Annotated in this window: 15 protein-coding genes; 1 reads left to right on the forward strand and 14 read right to left on the reverse strand. The window is 45.6% G+C overall.

Annotated features, from left to right (window positions below):
* Positions 1-107 precede the first annotated feature (107 nt).
* From whiG to asd, 13 genes are all read right to left on the reverse strand, one after another.
* The gene (gene whiG / locus LEP1GSC058_RS03375) at positions 108-908 is read right to left on the reverse strand and encodes an RNA polymerase sigma factor WhiG (protein WP_010418741.1); all 801 of its coding nucleotides are present in this window, start codon (positions 906-908) and stop codon (positions 108-110) included.
* 248 nt (positions 909-1,156) lie between these two features.
* Positions 1,157-1,645 (reverse strand): hypothetical protein, encoded by a 489-nt coding sequence (locus LEP1GSC058_RS03380; protein ID WP_016547954.1) that lies wholly within the window; start codon positions 1,643-1,645, stop codon positions 1,157-1,159.
* Positions 1,642-2,550, reverse strand: a complete 909-nt coding sequence (locus tag LEP1GSC058_RS03385) for a MinD/ParA family protein (protein ID WP_010569452.1) — start codon at positions 2,548-2,550, stop codon at positions 1,642-1,644. Before LEP1GSC058_RS03385 ends, LEP1GSC058_RS03380 begins: the two co-directional genes overlap by 4 nt.
* A gap of 39 nt (positions 2,551-2,589) precedes the next feature.
* A complete protein-coding gene (gene flhF / locus LEP1GSC058_RS03390; protein ID WP_016547780.1) occupies positions 2,590-3,867 on the reverse strand; it encodes a flagellar biosynthesis protein FlhF in 1,278 nt (425 codons plus the stop codon).
* 39 nt (positions 3,868-3,906) lie between these two features.
* Positions 3,907-6,024: a flagellar biosynthesis protein FlhA gene (locus tag LEP1GSC058_RS03395; protein ID WP_016547951.1), complete on the reverse strand. Its 2,118-nt coding sequence runs from the start codon at positions 6,022-6,024 to the stop codon at positions 3,907-3,909.
* A 17-nt stretch (positions 6,025-6,041) separates the two neighbouring features.
* Complete coding sequence (gene flhB / locus LEP1GSC058_RS03400; RefSeq protein ID WP_016548138.1) at positions 6,042-7,232, reverse strand: flagellar biosynthesis protein FlhB; 1,191 nt, start codon at positions 7,230-7,232, stop codon at positions 6,042-6,044.
* The gene (gene fliR / locus LEP1GSC058_RS03405; RefSeq protein ID WP_016547993.1) at positions 7,229-8,011 is read right to left on the reverse strand and encodes a flagellar biosynthetic protein FliR; all 783 of its coding nucleotides are present in this window, start codon (positions 8,009-8,011) and stop codon (positions 7,229-7,231) included. The genes flhB and fliR overlap by 4 nt, the downstream gene beginning before the upstream one ends.
* 9 nt (positions 8,012-8,020) lie before the next feature.
* Positions 8,021-8,284 (reverse strand): flagellar biosynthesis protein FliQ, encoded by a 264-nt coding sequence (gene fliQ, locus LEP1GSC058_RS03410; RefSeq protein WP_010569447.1) that lies wholly within the window; start codon positions 8,282-8,284, stop codon positions 8,021-8,023.
* The gene (fliP, locus tag LEP1GSC058_RS03415) at positions 8,281-9,057 is read right to left on the reverse strand and encodes a flagellar type III secretion system pore protein FliP (protein ID WP_039947995.1); all 777 of its coding nucleotides are present in this window, start codon (positions 9,055-9,057) and stop codon (positions 8,281-8,283) included. Before fliP ends, fliQ begins: the two co-directional genes overlap by 4 nt.
* A 74-nt stretch (positions 9,058-9,131) precedes the next feature.
* Positions 9,132-9,920, reverse strand: coding sequence for a FliO/MopB family protein (locus LEP1GSC058_RS03420; protein WP_016547862.1), 789 nt, complete (start codon positions 9,918-9,920; stop codon positions 9,132-9,134).
* Positions 9,917-10,987, reverse strand: a complete 1,071-nt coding sequence (gene fliN / locus LEP1GSC058_RS03425) for a flagellar motor switch protein FliN (RefSeq protein ID WP_016547789.1) — start codon at positions 10,985-10,987, stop codon at positions 9,917-9,919. Before fliN ends, LEP1GSC058_RS03420 begins: the two co-directional genes overlap by 4 nt.
* 381 nt (positions 10,988-11,368) lie before the next feature.
* Entirely contained in the window at positions 11,369-11,698 is a 330-nt protein-coding gene (locus LEP1GSC058_RS03430; RefSeq protein WP_016547888.1) for a DUF971 domain-containing protein, read from the reverse strand.
* A 5-nt stretch (positions 11,699-11,703) separates the two neighbouring features.
* Positions 11,704-13,926 (reverse strand): archaetidylserine decarboxylase, encoded by a 2,223-nt coding sequence (gene asd, locus LEP1GSC058_RS03435; protein ID WP_016547818.1) that lies wholly within the window; start codon positions 13,924-13,926, stop codon positions 11,704-11,706.
* A gap of 65 nt (positions 13,927-13,991) precedes the next feature.
* On the opposite strand from asd, the gene LEP1GSC058_RS03440 reads away from it, so the two are divergent.
* Positions 13,992-14,918 (forward strand): LIC_11366 family protein, encoded by a 927-nt coding sequence (locus LEP1GSC058_RS03440; RefSeq protein ID WP_016548006.1) that lies wholly within the window; start codon positions 13,992-13,994, stop codon positions 14,916-14,918.
* Between the two features lie 7 nt (positions 14,919-14,925).
* Here LEP1GSC058_RS03440 and LEP1GSC058_RS03445 read toward each other — a convergent pair whose 3' ends face one another.
* Positions 14,926-15,573 carry an START domain-containing protein gene (locus LEP1GSC058_RS03445; RefSeq protein ID WP_016547945.1) on the reverse strand — a complete coding sequence of 216 codons (648 nt, stop codon included), beginning with the start codon at positions 15,571-15,573 and terminating at the stop codon, positions 14,926-14,928.
* Between the last annotated feature and the right edge of the window lie 17 nt (positions 15,574-15,590).

Genomic DNA, 15,590 nt, shown 5'->3' on the forward strand with positions numbered 1-15,590 from the left:
TGGAACTGCGGTTATCATTCTGCGATTCCTCCCAGGTGCACACGCCCTTATTATCGAGCAATCTTCGCATACAGTTTTGCCCGCATTTCCGAAAATAGAGGGAGAATTTATTTTTTGGTTATGACCGATTTCACTTTTCCCAGTTTGCTTCTAAGCCTTGCGACTGCTCGTGTATGCAACTGTGAAATCCGCGACTCGGTGACTTCCAGGACTTCTCCGATCTCTTTCAGTGTTAGATCTTCGTAATAATATAGGACGATTACTTTCTTTTCTTTATCCGGAAGAGTCTTAATGGCTTCGACGATTACGTTCTTGATTTCTTCCTTTTCGATAATCGTATCGGGATTCATATTCATCGGAGATTCCAAAGTTTCCATAAAAGAGACTTCGTCGTTCTCATCACCGAGAAACCATATATCGTTAAGTGAAACTAGAGAGGTGCCGCTGATTTTAGTTAAAAGGGTATTGAACTCTTCGACGGAAATACCCATTTCCTTAGCGATCGCTTCATCTTCGACATGAGCGCCCTCTTTGTTCTCCAACATCCCGATGATTTGTTCCAGCTGTTTGGCCTTCTGACGAATCGAGCGCGGAATCCAGTCGATGGAACGAAGTTCATCAAAGATAGAACCGCGTATCCGAGTCATTGCATAGGTTTTGAATTTGATCTGCCGATCCGGATCGAATTTTTCGATCGCATCCAGAAGCCCGAAGACTCCGTAGGAAACCAAATCATCGAACTCGACATTTTGGGGCATTCCGATCGCAATACGACCTGCAACGTGTTTGACTAGAGGAGAATATTTTTCTACGAGATAACTGCGTATGTTCTGGTCTTTGGTGTCCCGATAGGACTTCCACAGTTCCGTCTCATCCGTATTATTATATTTATCAAAAAGTTTGGACATAACATCGGACTGGGAAGGTCCCTCGTTTAAGAGTGTCGTGGACCAAACCGATTTGCAATAGCATTTTTTGTCGCAAAAAAGGGGAAATCAAGCAGTTTTTTGTCTCATTAGTAAATGAGGGCCGGTTGAGGGAAAAATATGCCCTCCTCGGATAAAATAGGTCTCGGTTTCATGAAAAAAGAAGAATAAGAAAAAAGTTCTTAGAAAAAATCACGGCATTCGGACTCAAGGCATCCCATTTAGAAATATTATTTTTCCGAACTGCCATCGTCCTTGGCAAGCATGGTTCGGATAGCTTCCGCCATGAGCTTTGGTTCGTTTTTGATGGCTATATTTTCGACCATTATATGATCTCCGAATTTATCCGCCTTTTTACGGGGAATTCCTGCAACGGTGGTTCGAATTTCATCCGGACTGCTTGGTGAATCGAAATTTACCCCGGACATATCGCTGTCGATCCTCTCTCCGTAGAATCCGGCAGATCCTCCTTCTCTCGCTTCCCCGTCTTCGGCAGAGACGTACGAACCTCCGAAGTTTCGTAATAGCTCTAAAAACTCAGGAACTTTCATCTCGAGAATCGTATATACTCCGAACCCGAAGACACCCATTCCGACCGTAGAAAGAAACGTGATGAAAAGGATATGGCTAATATAATTTCCCGCCATGAATCCGCAGACGGCGCTGACGACTAAGCCAAGGAAGGCAAAAAAAGCGAGGAAGGCGATCTGGAGGTTCAATTGTCGTCTAAGCTTTGCTGTTTCTCACGAACATCCACGAAATTGAAGAATTTCTTAAAGAAACCGCCGATTCCGGAATCCTCTTGTGAATCCATTTCTTGATTCAATAGAGAATAAGTGATCCGATTGAGACAGGCAGCAGCCTTACTTTTTGGTGAATGAATAATATACGGTTTTTGTTCCCGGATACTTTTCTCAACTTCGTCGTCTTGAAAGATAAAGCCTAGATTTTCGACTCTGACTTCCAGGAATTGGCCGGAGATATCGATGACTCGATCCGCAACTTTTTTCCCCTCGATCGCCGAGCGAACTCGATTCACGACCATTTTCAGGTTTTTGTCCCTACTCTGAGAGACGATGGCTTTAATCAAACCGTAGGAATCGGTGATTGCGGTCGGCTCAGGAGTGGTCACTACGATGACGTCATCGGCAGGCAGAGTTAGTCCGATTACGTTGGAACTAATTCCGGCCCCGGTATCGATGATCATGTAATCGTAGGATTCTAGATCCGCAAAACCTTTGATTAAATTGTTTCTCTGCGTATCGTTCAGGTTTGCAAGCTGTGAATAACCGCTCGCCCCTGCTATGATATCCACACCTTCCGGCGCTTGAATGATGATGTCTTTTAAACTCTTATGTCCCTTAACTACGTGGTATAAATTGTATTTGGGAATAATCCCCAAAATAACGTTTACGTTTGCGAGACCCAAGTCTCCGTCGAAAACCAAAACCTTCTGTCCCGCTTTAGCCATCGAGATAGCGAGATTCACGGAAATCGTACTTTTTCCGACCCCGCCTTTTCCCGAAGCTATTGCAATAATTTTGGTCATAGGTTTGGTTGAAGAAACGAGTTTAAGACTCGTATTACCCTCGGTCAATTTCCGTAGTTGGGTCGCTTGGTCCATCCTAACCTCTTTCTCGAACGTTCTTCGTCCCTAATCGATTTAACCGATTGTAGAGAAGATTTCGCCCCTGATATCTTTGATTCTTTCCGGATTTACCACGCACTCGGCAAGTAGATGCTTATCCGCAGGGATCATATCAAAAGGCACTTCTTGACCGACGCTTAGATGGGTAAAACCCTTATTTAGTGTATCGGCCAGTTCCAGAAATCCACCTAAAAATTCCGCTTCGTCCAATTTGGTTAATAAAATTCTGCGGAAACCCAAAGGTTCGTAGGCTTTCATCACCGAGTGGGAATGATGATACGATGAGGTAGACGATAATACAAGGATATTTTCAACACTATCTTTTTCCCCGAACGCCGACAGATAACCGTGCATCTTCCCGAGTTGATCCATATTCCGGTGGCTATAACCAGCAGTGTCGATTAAAATCAATTCGGAACCGTCTCTCGCAAGAGTCTCCTGGAAACGTTTTAGATCCTTTACCGCATAAAATGGCATTTCCATGGTATCGGCGTACCGTTTCAGTTGCTCGATTGCGGCAATCCTATAGTTGTCGGTGGTATACAGGGAAACGGCTTTACCCATATGCAAATGGTATTTCGCCGCGAGTTTTGCGATGCTGGTAGTCTTACCGCTTCCGGTCGGACCGACAAAAAAAACCACCTTTCTCTGTCCGCGTCCCGTACCCTTGAAAATATCCTCCTCGGCTTGCACTCTCTCGGAAAGTACTTCGATCGCTTTTTCCTGAACGGACGCGGACCTAGATCTATCTAACGGAGATAAACGCTGCTCGACGGCCGATGCAATTTCGTCGGCATATCTGACGCTCATTCCTTCCTGAATTAACCGATCTTTCAATCGACTTAAATGGGAATCAGGTTCGGATTTCCGAATGCTTCTCGATCTAGGCTCAAATTCTTGGGCAAAGGAGATTCCTAGTTTTTCTTCTCCTTTTTGCGCGTCGGAAATAAGTTCTTCGGGCAAGGAAGTGATGGAGGGAATCGTGCGGCGTGAACGCTCTTCCCAGGAAGGAATTTCGTCCAAGTTTTTATGCCTTTCGACCTTTTGACTGGATTTCTGTTTTAGGAGTTCTTTTAGATCCTGAAGCTTCTTCTCCACTTTTTCGCGAGAACTCGCTTTTTCAGGAATTCCCACCTGAATCTCGATGACTTTTTTTGCCATTAGCCCGGTTCCGAAAACTCCTCCCTCGGTCAGGATTCGATGCTCGATAACGTGAGCTTCCGGTCCATACTTCATTTTCATCTGCATTAAGCAATCTTGTAGGTCTTTGCCTCTAATCTTTGCGAAATCCATACATCCTCCCTTTCTATTAAGCTTATATAATTCTTTTGATTAAACTGTCTCGGCGGTCTCGGCTGCCTGCGCTTGGGTGACTCGCAATTCTCCCACTATGACTGTGGGAACGGAAGAATGAACTTCCTCCAATGCAAGAACCGCAAAATTTCGCGGAGGAAATTCCTTAGCAAGGAAATAAGCGAAGGGCATTCGAACCTCTCGATTTACTACGTAAATAGGAAAGCCCCTGCTCTCCTGAATTTTCCGATTCATCTCTGCCACCGATTCCAAAAGACGTCGCTGAAATTCGGGAGGTAGAACCAAAATATCTCTACCTTCGAGACGATCCTGCGCGAGCGATTTGTTCAAACGGTCCAAGACTCTTCCTTCTACGACGACAGCCTGCAGCTTCCCGTCCACCATGTAATCTTTTACGATCGTGTTCGAGATTGCTTGTCTTACGAATTCAGTAAGAACGTAGGGATTCGGATACTTGGGCATCTTGTTTGCTATAGTTTCCAAAATCGGCACCAAATTTCGAATTCCCAAACCTTCCCGAAGAAGATTCTGTAAAACCTGCTGAAGCATTCCGAGATTTCCCGGTTTGTCCGCTTCCAGTTCCTGAACCAATGTCGGATATTGAGAGCGATAATGATCCAATAGTTTTTTCACTTCCTCTCTTCCCAATAAACTCGCAGCATGAGTCGCGAGTAATTCCCGTAGATAAGTGATGATTACCGTCGAAGCGTCCACGACGATGAATCCTTTCGATTCGGCGTCTCCCTTCGTATCCGAGGAAATCCATTTTGCCGTTCTTCCATACGCGGGTTCGACGAAAGCTTCACCCTCGATGGAAGTGATCTCTTGGCTTTCCGCCGAAGGCATCGCCATGAGTTTATCCGGCCTAATCGTGCTCGAACCTACTTCCACGCCGTTGATTTTGATCGTAAACTGATCCGGCGGAATTTCCAAATTATCTAAAATACGAATCGGCGGAATAACTATGCCGCTTTCTCTCGCAAATTTGGCGCGCAGATTGGAAATTTGATCCATAAGCGTTCCGCCTTGAGACGTATCTACCAGAGGAACCAAATGATAACCGAATTCGATTTCGATCGGTTCGATCCTAAGTTCATCGTAATAATCTCTAGGCTTACGATCCGAAACGGATTCTTTTTCCTTTTTCTCTAAAACGTCCAATTGCTCCTGAACGGTTCTTTCCATCGAATATGCCAGATACGCGAGTCCGCCCGATAGCAAAAGCATCGGTATTAACGGCAATCCGGGAATGAAAGCACCCAATCCCATCGAGGCAGCCACGACATACAGAACCTTCGAATTTGCAAATAGCTGAGTCTTGAACTGCTTCGCCAAATCCGATTCGGAACCGGAGCGGGTTACGATAATACCGGTCGCAACCGTAGTTAACAACGCCGGAATCTGAGAGACCAATCCGTCTCCGATCGTGAATTTTCCGTAGGTCTCTATCGCGGAAACGAAAGATTCGCCGCGAATGCTAGCGCCAATGACGACTCCGCCTATCAAATTGATCGCAGTAATGATCAATCCGGCTCGGACGTCTCCTTGCACGAATTTACTCGCACCATCCATGGATCCGTAAAAATCCACTTCGGCTTCTATCTTCTTTCTTCGTTTCTTAGCTTCCTCTTCATTGATGTTGCCCGTAGAGAGTTCCATATCAATGGCCATTTGCTTTCCGGGCAAAGCGTCCAACGTGAACCTAGCGGCGACTTCCGAAATCCGAGTCGCACCCTTGGTGATCACCAGCACTTGCACGATCACTAAGATCAGGAAGATGATGAATCCTACTACGTATTTGCTCAAACCGGATTCGCTTCCGACGATAAACGATCCGAATGCGTCGATAATCGCGCTATTTACCGCAGGTCCTTTGGATAGAATCTGCCGAGTGGTGGATACGTTTAACGCCAATCGATAAATCGTAGTTATCAACAAAAGACTCGGGAAAACCGAGAATTCGGCGGGTTCCTTGATCGAAAGAGAAGTCAATACGATCAAAAGACTCACCGCTAAACTGAATAAAATCAATAAGTCAAGGATCACTCCGGGTAACGGCACCACTAACATCGCGACGATCGAAACTGCGCCGGCGCCTAGGATAAAGTCCGATTGCATGTACCATTTCTTTTCCATACGTTTCTCCTAGTCGTCTACGATGCGTTCCGGAACGCTTTTCTAAAGGATTCGAGTTTTGTAAAGATCACGCTGAGCGCGGTATAGAAGCGGGCCGGAACTTCCTGACCGATCTCCACTTCGTCGTACAATGTTCTGGCCATCGGACGATCTTCCACTGTGGGAACTCCGTTCGATCTTGCGACTCGAATGATTCTTAAAGCGAAATCGTCGACGCCTTTAGCAATAACGATCGGCGCTTTATGAACGGAGGGTTTATATTCCAACGCGACTGCAAAGTGCGTGGGATTGGTGATGACTACATCGGCCTTCGGGACTTCGGTAAGCATGCGGCTTTTCTTAATCGTATCTCGAGCCATCTGACGTCGACGCGCTTGTAAGGAAGGGTCCCCATCCTGCTCCTTCATTTCCCGCTTTGCTTCCGAGGGAGTCATTTTTAAGGATTCTTCATATTCATAGCGTTGGAAGAAATAATCTCCTACGCTGATCGCCAATAATAGAATCCCTACCACGACAAATATTTTGAATGCGGTAAACGTGATCAGAGTGACAGACTCTTCCAGTCCCATATGCCCAAGCATGAGAATTCGAAAGAAATCCTTCTCGATGATGAAGTATGAAACCCAGCCGATGATCGCGACCTTGGCCAAGGATTTTCCCAAATTAAAGAGGGTTTGTCGATTCGGAAGAACCTTCTTAAAATTAGGTCGAATCCGACTGAAATTGAATGCCAAAGCCCTAGGCGCGAATAAGAATCCGACTTGAACCACATTCCCCACGATAGCCGCCACGACCGTAATTCCCATTAGCGGTAAAAGTAATTGAGTGATATCCCATAGAGCATTGTTCATAAGCGTGGAAACCGCTTCCAGGCTCACGGAATCCGCAGATCGAATTCCGAAAAAATACTTCCGAAGGAGATAGTAAGACCTCATGAAAAAGTATTCCCCCATAATGTACATCAATACTACGCCTGCGAGTAGAACGATGGCGGACGGGACTTCTGAACTTTTCGGAACGTTTCCTTTTTCCCGTTCCTCTCTTCTTCTTCTCTCGCTACCCGGTTGTGTACGACCTTCGTCTTCTGCTGCAAACAATTGCAGATCGATTCGAAAGTTTTCCGTCGCAAAGAATGGATCGGAAATTTCTCCGTTCTCAAATCTCCGAGGGAAGAGCCGGAAAATAAGTAGCATCCATAATGATTTCATAAAGTCGGCCATTCCTTGAGCAAAAAATTCACTTTTTCAAAGGATAGCTGAAATGCGGATTCCATTTGCGACACTATGAACGGAACAATCAGTATAAGTACGATTAAACCGATCGCGATCTTGATCGGGAAGCTCAGTTGCAAAATATTCAATTGAGGCGCCGCTTTCCCCATCAGAGCTTCGGAAACTGTGACTAAAAACAGGACGCCAAGGACAGGAAGGGAAATTTTAAAGGCCACGAGAAACATTGCCCCGACGGCGCCTTCCATTGCTCGATATAAACCGTCTTGAATTTCAGGAACAAGCTTCAGAATCTGAATTTTTTCGAACGAATAGGCCAGACTTTCAAACAGGAAGCGATAAGCTCCTAATGTTAAAAACAGCAACATCCCGAGCATATTCTTTAATGTACTGATTACGGGAAGGCTCGTCTGGGAAATCGGATCCAAAATTTCCGCATAACCGAAACCTAACTGAACGTTGAAAAATTCCCCGGCCATCTGGAAGGATGCAAAAACGAGACTTATCAAAAAACCCATTAAGATTCCGATTAGAACTTCGCCGATTGCCACTAAACCGTAATCCACCATATTTCCCGGAATGGGCGGAACGAAGCCTGCGGAAACGGGAAAGAGAATTACCGCTATCAGAAAACCCAACGAAATTCGTTGCGCAAACGTGATGGACACGAATGAGAATACCGGGGCAACCGACAGCAATCCGACGATCCTCGCAAGGATCAGAAGAAAGACTTGAAAATTACCTACGAAATACTCCATTATGTTTCTCTAAAATTTCTCTATCATCAAAAACAGATCTCTAGTATAATCCGTCGCGGTTTGAAGCATCCATCCGGCAAAAATCACGATTACGACAAAAATGGACAGGAGCTTCGGGACGAAGGCGATCGTCGGTTCCTGGATGGAAGTCGTTGTCTGCAAAATTCCGATAATCAAACCCACTATCATCGCGGTTAAAAGGATCGGCGAAGATAGCTTCAGCGTGACAAAGAGAGCGTCTCGAATCAGTGTAATCGCGTCCACTTCGGTCATTTATAACTCCTTACCAGCTCGTAGACGATTAGATTCCAACCGTCAACTAAGACGAATAAGATCAGTTTAAAAGGAAGACTCACCATGACTGGCGGGAGCATATTTAAACCCATCGATAGTAGTGCGGACGCAACTACCAAATCCACGACGATAAACGGAATGAAGATTATGATTCCGATCCAAAAAGCTTTTTTGATTTCGGAAAGCATAAAGGCGGGAATTAAGACGTAACTCGGAACATCGTCAAAGGATTCCACCTTTTCCACCTTTCCGATCTTTAAAAAAAGAGCCACGTCCTTTGCGCCGCTAGGACCGATCTGACGAATCATGAATTCACGCATTGGAACCATGGATTTATCGAAAAATTCGTTCGTATCGATCTTTCCGTTCATGTACGGCGTAAGCGCCTTTTCGTAGACGATATTCAAAGTGGGAGCCATAATAAAAAATGTCATGAATAAGGCTAAACCGACCATCACTTGGTTGGGAGGTAGATTTTGGATCGATAGGGCCCGCCTAACAAAGTCTAATACGATGACGATTTTAGTGAACGAAGTCAGGGACATCACGATAGCCGGAGCCAACGAGAGGATCGTCACCAGGAAAAGGATCATAAGAGAAAGGCTCGTCTCTCTCGGCCCTTTTGCTTCGTTTACATTAATACCTAAATTCGGGATGGGAATCCTAGGCGCGGTGGATTGCGCGAATATTTCCCCTCCGGAGAAAAGAAAAAGCAGCGAAATTGCGAAGATGGGAGCGCTTATCACCCACATAATTTTTTTATGTCTCTTTAGTAAAGAAACCAAAATTCCCGCCCTATTTTCAATGAAACCGCCCAAATGCCCTCCTAATTCACATCGAATAACCCATTTTCAAGGTTATTCCTTTCTCGCTTAATCTCATCCAGTTTTTGCTTCAGCTTTTTCTGCTTTTCTTTCCTCTCTCCCGGTTGCGGCTTTAATAGAGTCTCTTCCGTGCGGGAAGTCCCACTGATCTTAGTATTCAAGTCCTTCAATTGAGCCAGGACAGAAACTAAGAAACCGCCTTCCGGAGGTTCGTATTCATCCTTCATTCGTTGCAGTCGGGATTTTGTTTCCGGATCGGTTATTTCCGAAATCAAATTGATCCCACTATCGGCGACGCCTAATACAAAAATCTGCCCCGTAACTTCCACTATCTGAAGCTGCTTATTCGGTCCTAATAAGAGACTGCTCAGTAAATTCATCTCGCCTCTTACGGGCAATTTTGCGTCACGCGATGCTGCTATCGTTTTTAAAATCCAGTATACACCACCGCATAAGATTCCTAGAACCAATACGATCCTGAATAAAATACCGCCCAAGCCCGGCCCATCCGAGACCGGTTTGTATCGCTCTTCCACAGGATTGGCCGCCGTCGGCTGAGCGCCGGTCTCTTTTCCGGCTTCGGGAATCTTCTTCTCGGATTTCTCCGAATTGTCCGTCTTGGGAACATCTCCTTTTAGTTCTTTTTTCAGGAGTTCATCCATTGCTTCCCGATCGGTAGCCTGAGCATGAATGTTTAAAGATCCCGATAAAATGCAAAAGACTCCGATCGCAAAAGCGAGGGAGCCGAAGCGAAGAAGTAGAGATTTGTAAAAAAGAATCTTTCCGTTCATCCGCCTCCTGATTCCGGCTTAATCCTATCCGCCGGACTGACAATATCAGTAACACGCACACCGAAATTCTCGTCGATAACGACCACTTCTCCCTTGGCAATTAGCTTTCCGTTAACAAGCAAATCCACGGGTTCACCGGCGAGCTTATCCAACTCTATAATCGAACCTTCGCCCAATCCGAGGATGTCTTTTATGTACATCTTCGTTCTTCCGAGTTCGACGGTCACGGACATCTGCACGTCCATGAGAAGATTTAAGTTCGGAGCGCCTTGAGCTCCGCTTGCAGTGGCCAAATTTGGGAAAGATACCGAGCGCATGCCTACTTGTGCTCCGCCACCGCCTCCCCCCATTCCGCCTTGGAAGTTGCCTCCACCGAAGTCGCCTCCACCTCCACCCGATCGTTTCGATAAAGAGAGAATGTCGTTAGCCATCGACAAGGAGAGTAAGAATTGGATTCTAAAGGATGGCAAACCTTCGATCGCTAAGTTAAAGAAAGTCCTGACGATCGGATCACCTTCCGGTAAAACAAGTGCCGCCGGGGAAGTGACATGTCTTGTTTCCGCAGGGGAACCGTTCACGCCGCCACCGGTCTTTGCGGCAATCTGAGATTGGAGCGCTCCCATAATGGGAGTCAAACTATCCTTAAGAGTCTGAAGTTGTCCCTCGTCCAAACCCCCCGAATCGAAACCACCCATCATCATATTTGCGATACGAGCGGCATTGTCGGCTCCCATCGCTAATGCAACTCGACCGTTTAAATTGCCCGAATACGTCGAATATAAAATAAGCGTATTCGATTTTAACTCGGCCTCGATGTCTTTGCGCGTCTTCGCTTCCGTAGTAGGATTCATGAAGCTTGAAGTTTTTGAAAGAATCGCGCCTAACGTGCTGCCTGCAGTCTGAAAACACTGGGAAAGAAAATCCGATAGGAGATCCCTGTCGACGGGCGATAAACCCGCAACTTCCTTCGATCCCCCGGCTGCAGCCATACTACCTGGATCGAATGTTTCATTGGCACCCGCTAGTAGTGCATCTATTTCTTCTTGGGAAAGGGACCCTTCACCCATATTGAGGACTCTCTATGAATTTTGGATAAGGAGACATAATAAAAAGAATTTTGTCGACCCCTTTTTTCTCTTGCGCCGAAAAACGGGGCGTTTTGAGCGTGTCTTATCGAATTTTACCCTCGCTCTTTGCAAAAACAAGGAAAAAAGCCGATTTTAGCGAGGCATACAAACCGAGAGTTCCCTTTCAGAAAAGAAATCGGGGCTCAATGCTCGAGAGGAAAATCGTCTGCAGGAACTCCAACATGGGGAGGGAAAAAAACATATTGCCGAACGAACAAACCTATGATATTGAGGCTAAAGAATTTGCGGGGCGGGTACCTCCGATCCGGCCCCCGCCCAGGACGGGTGGGGAATCCTTTCCCAATTCCAGCATTCCCTCACTTAAGGAATTCCTAAATCCCCTTCCATCCCCTCCGATAGCAACCGAAGAGAGTCAAAACTATAAATTCCGGTATTATGATAATCTCCCCAAACCAGGTTGATAGCGTATCGACCGACTTTGGAAAATGAAAGTAGTTTCGCTTGTTGGATCGCTCCGGTCGTTGCGCCTACTTTCCCTCCATGCCCTCCTCTGCAGACGACGCATGGACAACGTTTACGAAGATCCAGTAAAGAATATTCCGAAAGAACTCCGTCTTTCCAGGCGATACGCAATGAATCCTCGTCGAATTCTATCGTATCGGGGGTGGTCGCCTTTAAACTCAGTGCCAAAACCGTTACCTCGGCAATTGTAGAAGTTTTTTCCGGAAATGACCGACGGTAGTTCCATACGTGATTTTTTCGTTTAATGAAATATCGGAAAAATCAAACGTTTCCCGCTCTAATATCAGGATGACAGTGGATCCCATCTCGAATCTTCCCAACTCGGCGCCCTTATCTATCATGATCGAAACGTCTTTATAATCCTCTTCTTTCGGCGTTCGAATTAATGTGTTTGTTACGATTTTCTTATCGTAGGTAACTCGAATCCTTCCTACATTGGATGCCCCGACTTTGATGACAGCTACCAACCCGTATTCCGTCTGTAAAAAAGTGATTAATCGTTCGTTTTTAGGAAAGAGTCCGCGAATACCGAAAACCGCCAATTCGTTGACCGGAAATAATTTTCCCGGTTCATAATAATATCCTAAAATTCTCCCGTACGCGGGAGAATGGATCCTATGATAGTCCTGGGGAGAAAGATAAAATGTGATGTATTTTCCGTTCTGAAATCTAGATAAATATTTTTCTCCACCGATCAATTCTTTTAGATTGTAATCCACCCCTTTTGCTTGAAGGATCACTTCCTCATGAATGTCTCCGAACCCGGTTACTTTCGCATCCACAGGCGAGACTAGAGCATTCTCATCCGAATCGATGATACGTGCTCCCGCCTTGAGAGCGCGAGTAAAGAATTGATTCAATGAATTGTATTCCCGAATCTCCAACTCGGCTTCGTCCAAATTAATCTTATAGGCCTTCGCAAACGCCTTTAAAATCGGAATCATGATATACCGAGGAAGGCGCAATGCTGCCAATAAGCCGAAAAGTAAGGATACTAAATTTTTGGGGAGAATCGAAAGGAGAAGTAAGTAGAAGTCTTTGAAAATCTCGTAATGCGCCCCACCCTCGATCAATTTCCTCAACTCCGTTTGGGCTACTTTTACGAGCAACACTAAACTGATTAACACCGGTACCGCCGTTACTAACGCCAGGGAAAAACCGATTCCAAATATCTGAAGTAGGACCTCCTCGCCGAATTTTAAGTAACCGTACGCGGATCCTAAAATCGCGACGATAAACAGAATTCGATAGGCGTTGGCAAACTTTTCACCGAAAATATACCTAGCATTTTGTTCACCGGTGTAGAACCATCCAGCGATCGCAACGACGGCAAATAATAGAAAGGAAGCAAAGAATGCGATATGAGCCAAGTCCGTCGGCCCATTAACCAAAATTCTTAGGAAAGAAAGAAGCCCGTCCAGGTTCCTGACTCCGAAGGAATACAAAGCATAAATGACTAAAGTAGCGACGATAAACCCTTCGAAGAAAGTAGCCAACATACTGACGAGCCCTTGCTTAGCGGCATGATCAGTACGTACGACGCCGGCAACGCCGGCACTCTTGCCGATTCCGGTCTCGGTCGATAAGAAGAACATACCGGTCCCGGTACTAAAAATCCGGGCAATCGAAAATCCGCCGCCTAATAATAGCGTGATCGGACTGGTCGCGTCTTTTACGACTACTTCGAGGAAAGAGTAGAAGCCTGTCAGTTGACTCCCGAAAAGTAGAAAAAAACCGGCAAAGAAAAGAAGCAATCCGACGGGCGCGAGATAACCCGCTACTCTTCCGATTCTTCGTATTCCGCCTAAAACGACAAAGACGACAATAATTGAAACAAGCACAGGAACGGTCATCCCTTGGATATCAAAACCTTGTTGCGCAAAGAATGAAACGCCTAACATCGGGATAGCTCCACCCATCGAAAGCACCGTCAGCAAGCCCGCTAGAGAAAACGCGATTGCCAACCATCTTGCGCGAAGAGCTTTCTCAATAAAATACATCGGGCCGGATAAGTATCTTCCGCTTTCCAATTTGATTCTAAATCGTATCGCCAGGGTGGAAGAAACGAATCGCAGCGGCATGATCAAAAAACTAGAAATCCAAATCCAGAGCAGGACGCCGGGACCGGCCAGAACTAAAGCTAAACCGGATCCCAATACTGCGCCCGGAAGCAAGGAAGAGCCTGTTCCGGCAAAGAAAGCTTGGGAATGAATCAATCTTCCTCGAGAGCCTTTATAGTCCATATTTCCGGAAAAAATTTTCACCGCTAAAAATAAGAAGCGAATTTGAGGGAACCTTAATCGTATTGTGAGGTACAACCCTATAAACAGAAGGAAGTAAAAATACGGTTTGAGAAGGTCCAAATCCAAAAAAGGAAATAGTTTTGTAGTTAGCATCCCAGTTTACGTTTCCTTGCAAATAAAGACTTTTAGAATAGAGATCCCGGGAAAACGGTGCCAGTATGCCGGGTTCCTGCAAGGATTTCCCCAATAGAACCAAATCACCACTCCTTTTTAAATCGGAAATGCAATCTAATTCGACATCACGCAGTTTCTATTTTCTTTTTGTCTGTTTCTTATCGCTCCCCTCTTTGCTTTACGGCGAGGACGCAGCCATTCCAAAATTCAAGGAGCTCCCGGAGGAGAGACCGGCCCCTCCCGAAGGGAACTGGGAATTCGGGGCAAGATTCGGTGCGGGAATGAGAGGACTGAATCGATTCGATCATAATCTGAGCGGTTTTTCTTCTACGTTAGATCCGCGAGTTCCTTCTGAAACGAGAGAAAGAAACGACCGTACGATGACTCAGGGAGAAGTTCTTATTAGAACCCGATTCTCCGGAAATTTTAAAGTGGGCGTGCTTGGCGGATTTCATTACTTTAGAAATTTCGGACTTACAAATATTACCGGCGATCCCTTTTATACTCGTTTAAACTTCGGGATGGAAAGCTTATATTTTTTAGCGATGGTTTGGCAAGACGGCCGCGTGAACCGATGGCTGAACTGGGAGGCCGGCTTTGGAGGAGGATACACCAAAGCCTTATGGATTTCAAGAGGGTACGCGACTAACGGAAAGGAATATTTTCAGCAGGACGGAAACTTGAGCGGCACAGGAATCGAGTTTCGTTTAGAAGGTTCCTTATCCGCTCCCGTCACAAACCACATTTCCTTGAGCGTAGGCGCATTTCTATCCTGGATTAATATCGCATCATTTGACGGTTCCTTCAACGGAAGTTCATCCAGCATTTATATTCGACAAGACGGACGAGTTACTCCTTTAACCGAGTCCGCCAACCAAACAAATATTCTGCTCTCTCAACAATACTCCCGCAAATTAGATATGCAGGCAGCCTACGGCGGAATTTTCTTCGGCGTCAATTACCGGCTGTAATTTTCGATTAGTGAGCTGACGATTCCGAAAGTAGATGAGACGGAGGAGCGTTCTTATATTTGGATTCCTCCAATTTATCTTTCATTTTGCGTAACGTCTCGTAGGGAATATCCACTACGACAAAATTAGCTATTGACGATGGAATACTGCCGCCCGGTTCGCTATGTACTTGATAGGTAACTTCCACTTCGTCGCCCTTTGGTACGAATTTCCAAAACCCTTTGATCTTGCCGCGAACGATTCCCTTTTTTTCCGGTACGGCGGAATTATCCGCAGGTCTCATCGTATAGGTTACGGCTCCGGTCGTCTTATCCTGAGAAAAGACGGAATGAACTATAAAGTCACGATCGTCTAACGGCCAAGGAACTCCGTTTAATATATATATATATTTCTCTTTCTGATTCAAAACTTTTATCGCTTCCGACTTCTTACAATCTTTCAACCAAGTAGTGTAAGAAGGATTATCTTCTAGAAGAGCGAGTATTGAGTTCAAACTAGCCTTCACTTTCGTCTTTCCCCGAAACTCCTTCAGTTCGGAACCTTCCACATTTCGCGTGTGAACGGTCACCCCATTCTTTTCCTTGGCCAAATCCCATGCGAAAATTTGAAACGGAAAAAATGAAATACACAGTAAAAGAATGATTTTATGAAACATAGATATCGCCCCATCGA

The sequence above is a fragment of the Leptospira fainei serovar Hurstbridge str. BUT 6 genome, from assembly GCF_000306235.2.
Classification (GTDB): Bacteria; Spirochaetota; Leptospiria; order Leptospirales; family Leptospiraceae; genus Leptospira_B; species Leptospira_B fainei.

What these genes read in the sequence shown, in the direction of transcription:
- whiG (WP_010418741.1), bottom strand. Translation starts at nt 908, where the DNA reads ATGTCCAAACTTTTTGATAAATATAATAATACGGATGAGACGGAACTG.
- LEP1GSC058_RS03385 (WP_010569452.1), bottom strand. Translation starts at nt 2,550, where the DNA reads ATGGACCAAGCGACCCAACTACGGAAATTGACCGAGGGTAATACGAGT.
- flhF (WP_016547780.1), bottom strand. Translation starts at nt 3,867, where the DNA reads ATGGATTTCGCAAAGATTAGAGGCAAAGACCTACAAGATTGCTTAATG.
- LEP1GSC058_RS03395 (WP_016547951.1), bottom strand. Translation starts at nt 6,024, where the DNA reads ATGGAAAAGAAATGGTACATGCAATCGGACTTTATCCTAGGCGCCGGC.
- flhB (WP_016548138.1), bottom strand. Translation starts at nt 7,232, where the DNA reads ATGAAATCATTATGGATGCTACTTATTTTCCGGCTCTTCCCTCGGAGA.
- fliR (WP_016547993.1), bottom strand. Translation starts at nt 8,011, where the DNA reads ATGGAGTATTTCGTAGGTAATTTTCAAGTCTTTCTTCTGATCCTTGCG.
- fliQ (WP_010569447.1), bottom strand. Translation starts at nt 8,284, where the DNA reads ATGACCGAAGTGGACGCGATTACACTGATTCGAGACGCTCTCTTTGTC.
- fliP (WP_039947995.1), bottom strand. Translation starts at nt 9,057, where the DNA reads ATGTGGGTGATAAGCGCTCCCATCTTCGCAATTTCGCTGCTTTTTCTT.
- LEP1GSC058_RS03420 (WP_016547862.1), bottom strand. Translation starts at nt 9,920, where the DNA reads ATGAACGGAAAGATTCTTTTTTACAAATCTCTACTTCTTCGCTTCGGC.
- fliN (WP_016547789.1), bottom strand. Translation starts at nt 10,987, where the DNA reads ATGGGTGAAGGGTCCCTTTCCCAAGAAGAAATAGATGCACTACTAGCG.
- asd (WP_016547818.1), bottom strand. Translation starts at nt 13,926, where the DNA reads ATGCTAACTACAAAACTATTTCCTTTTTTGGATTTGGACCTTCTCAAA.
- LEP1GSC058_RS03440 (WP_016548006.1), top strand. Translation starts at nt 13,992, where the DNA reads ATGCCGGGTTCCTGCAAGGATTTCCCCAATAGAACCAAATCACCACTC.
- LEP1GSC058_RS03445 (WP_016547945.1), bottom strand. Translation starts at nt 15,573, where the DNA reads ATGTTTCATAAAATCATTCTTTTACTGTGTATTTCATTTTTTCCGTTT.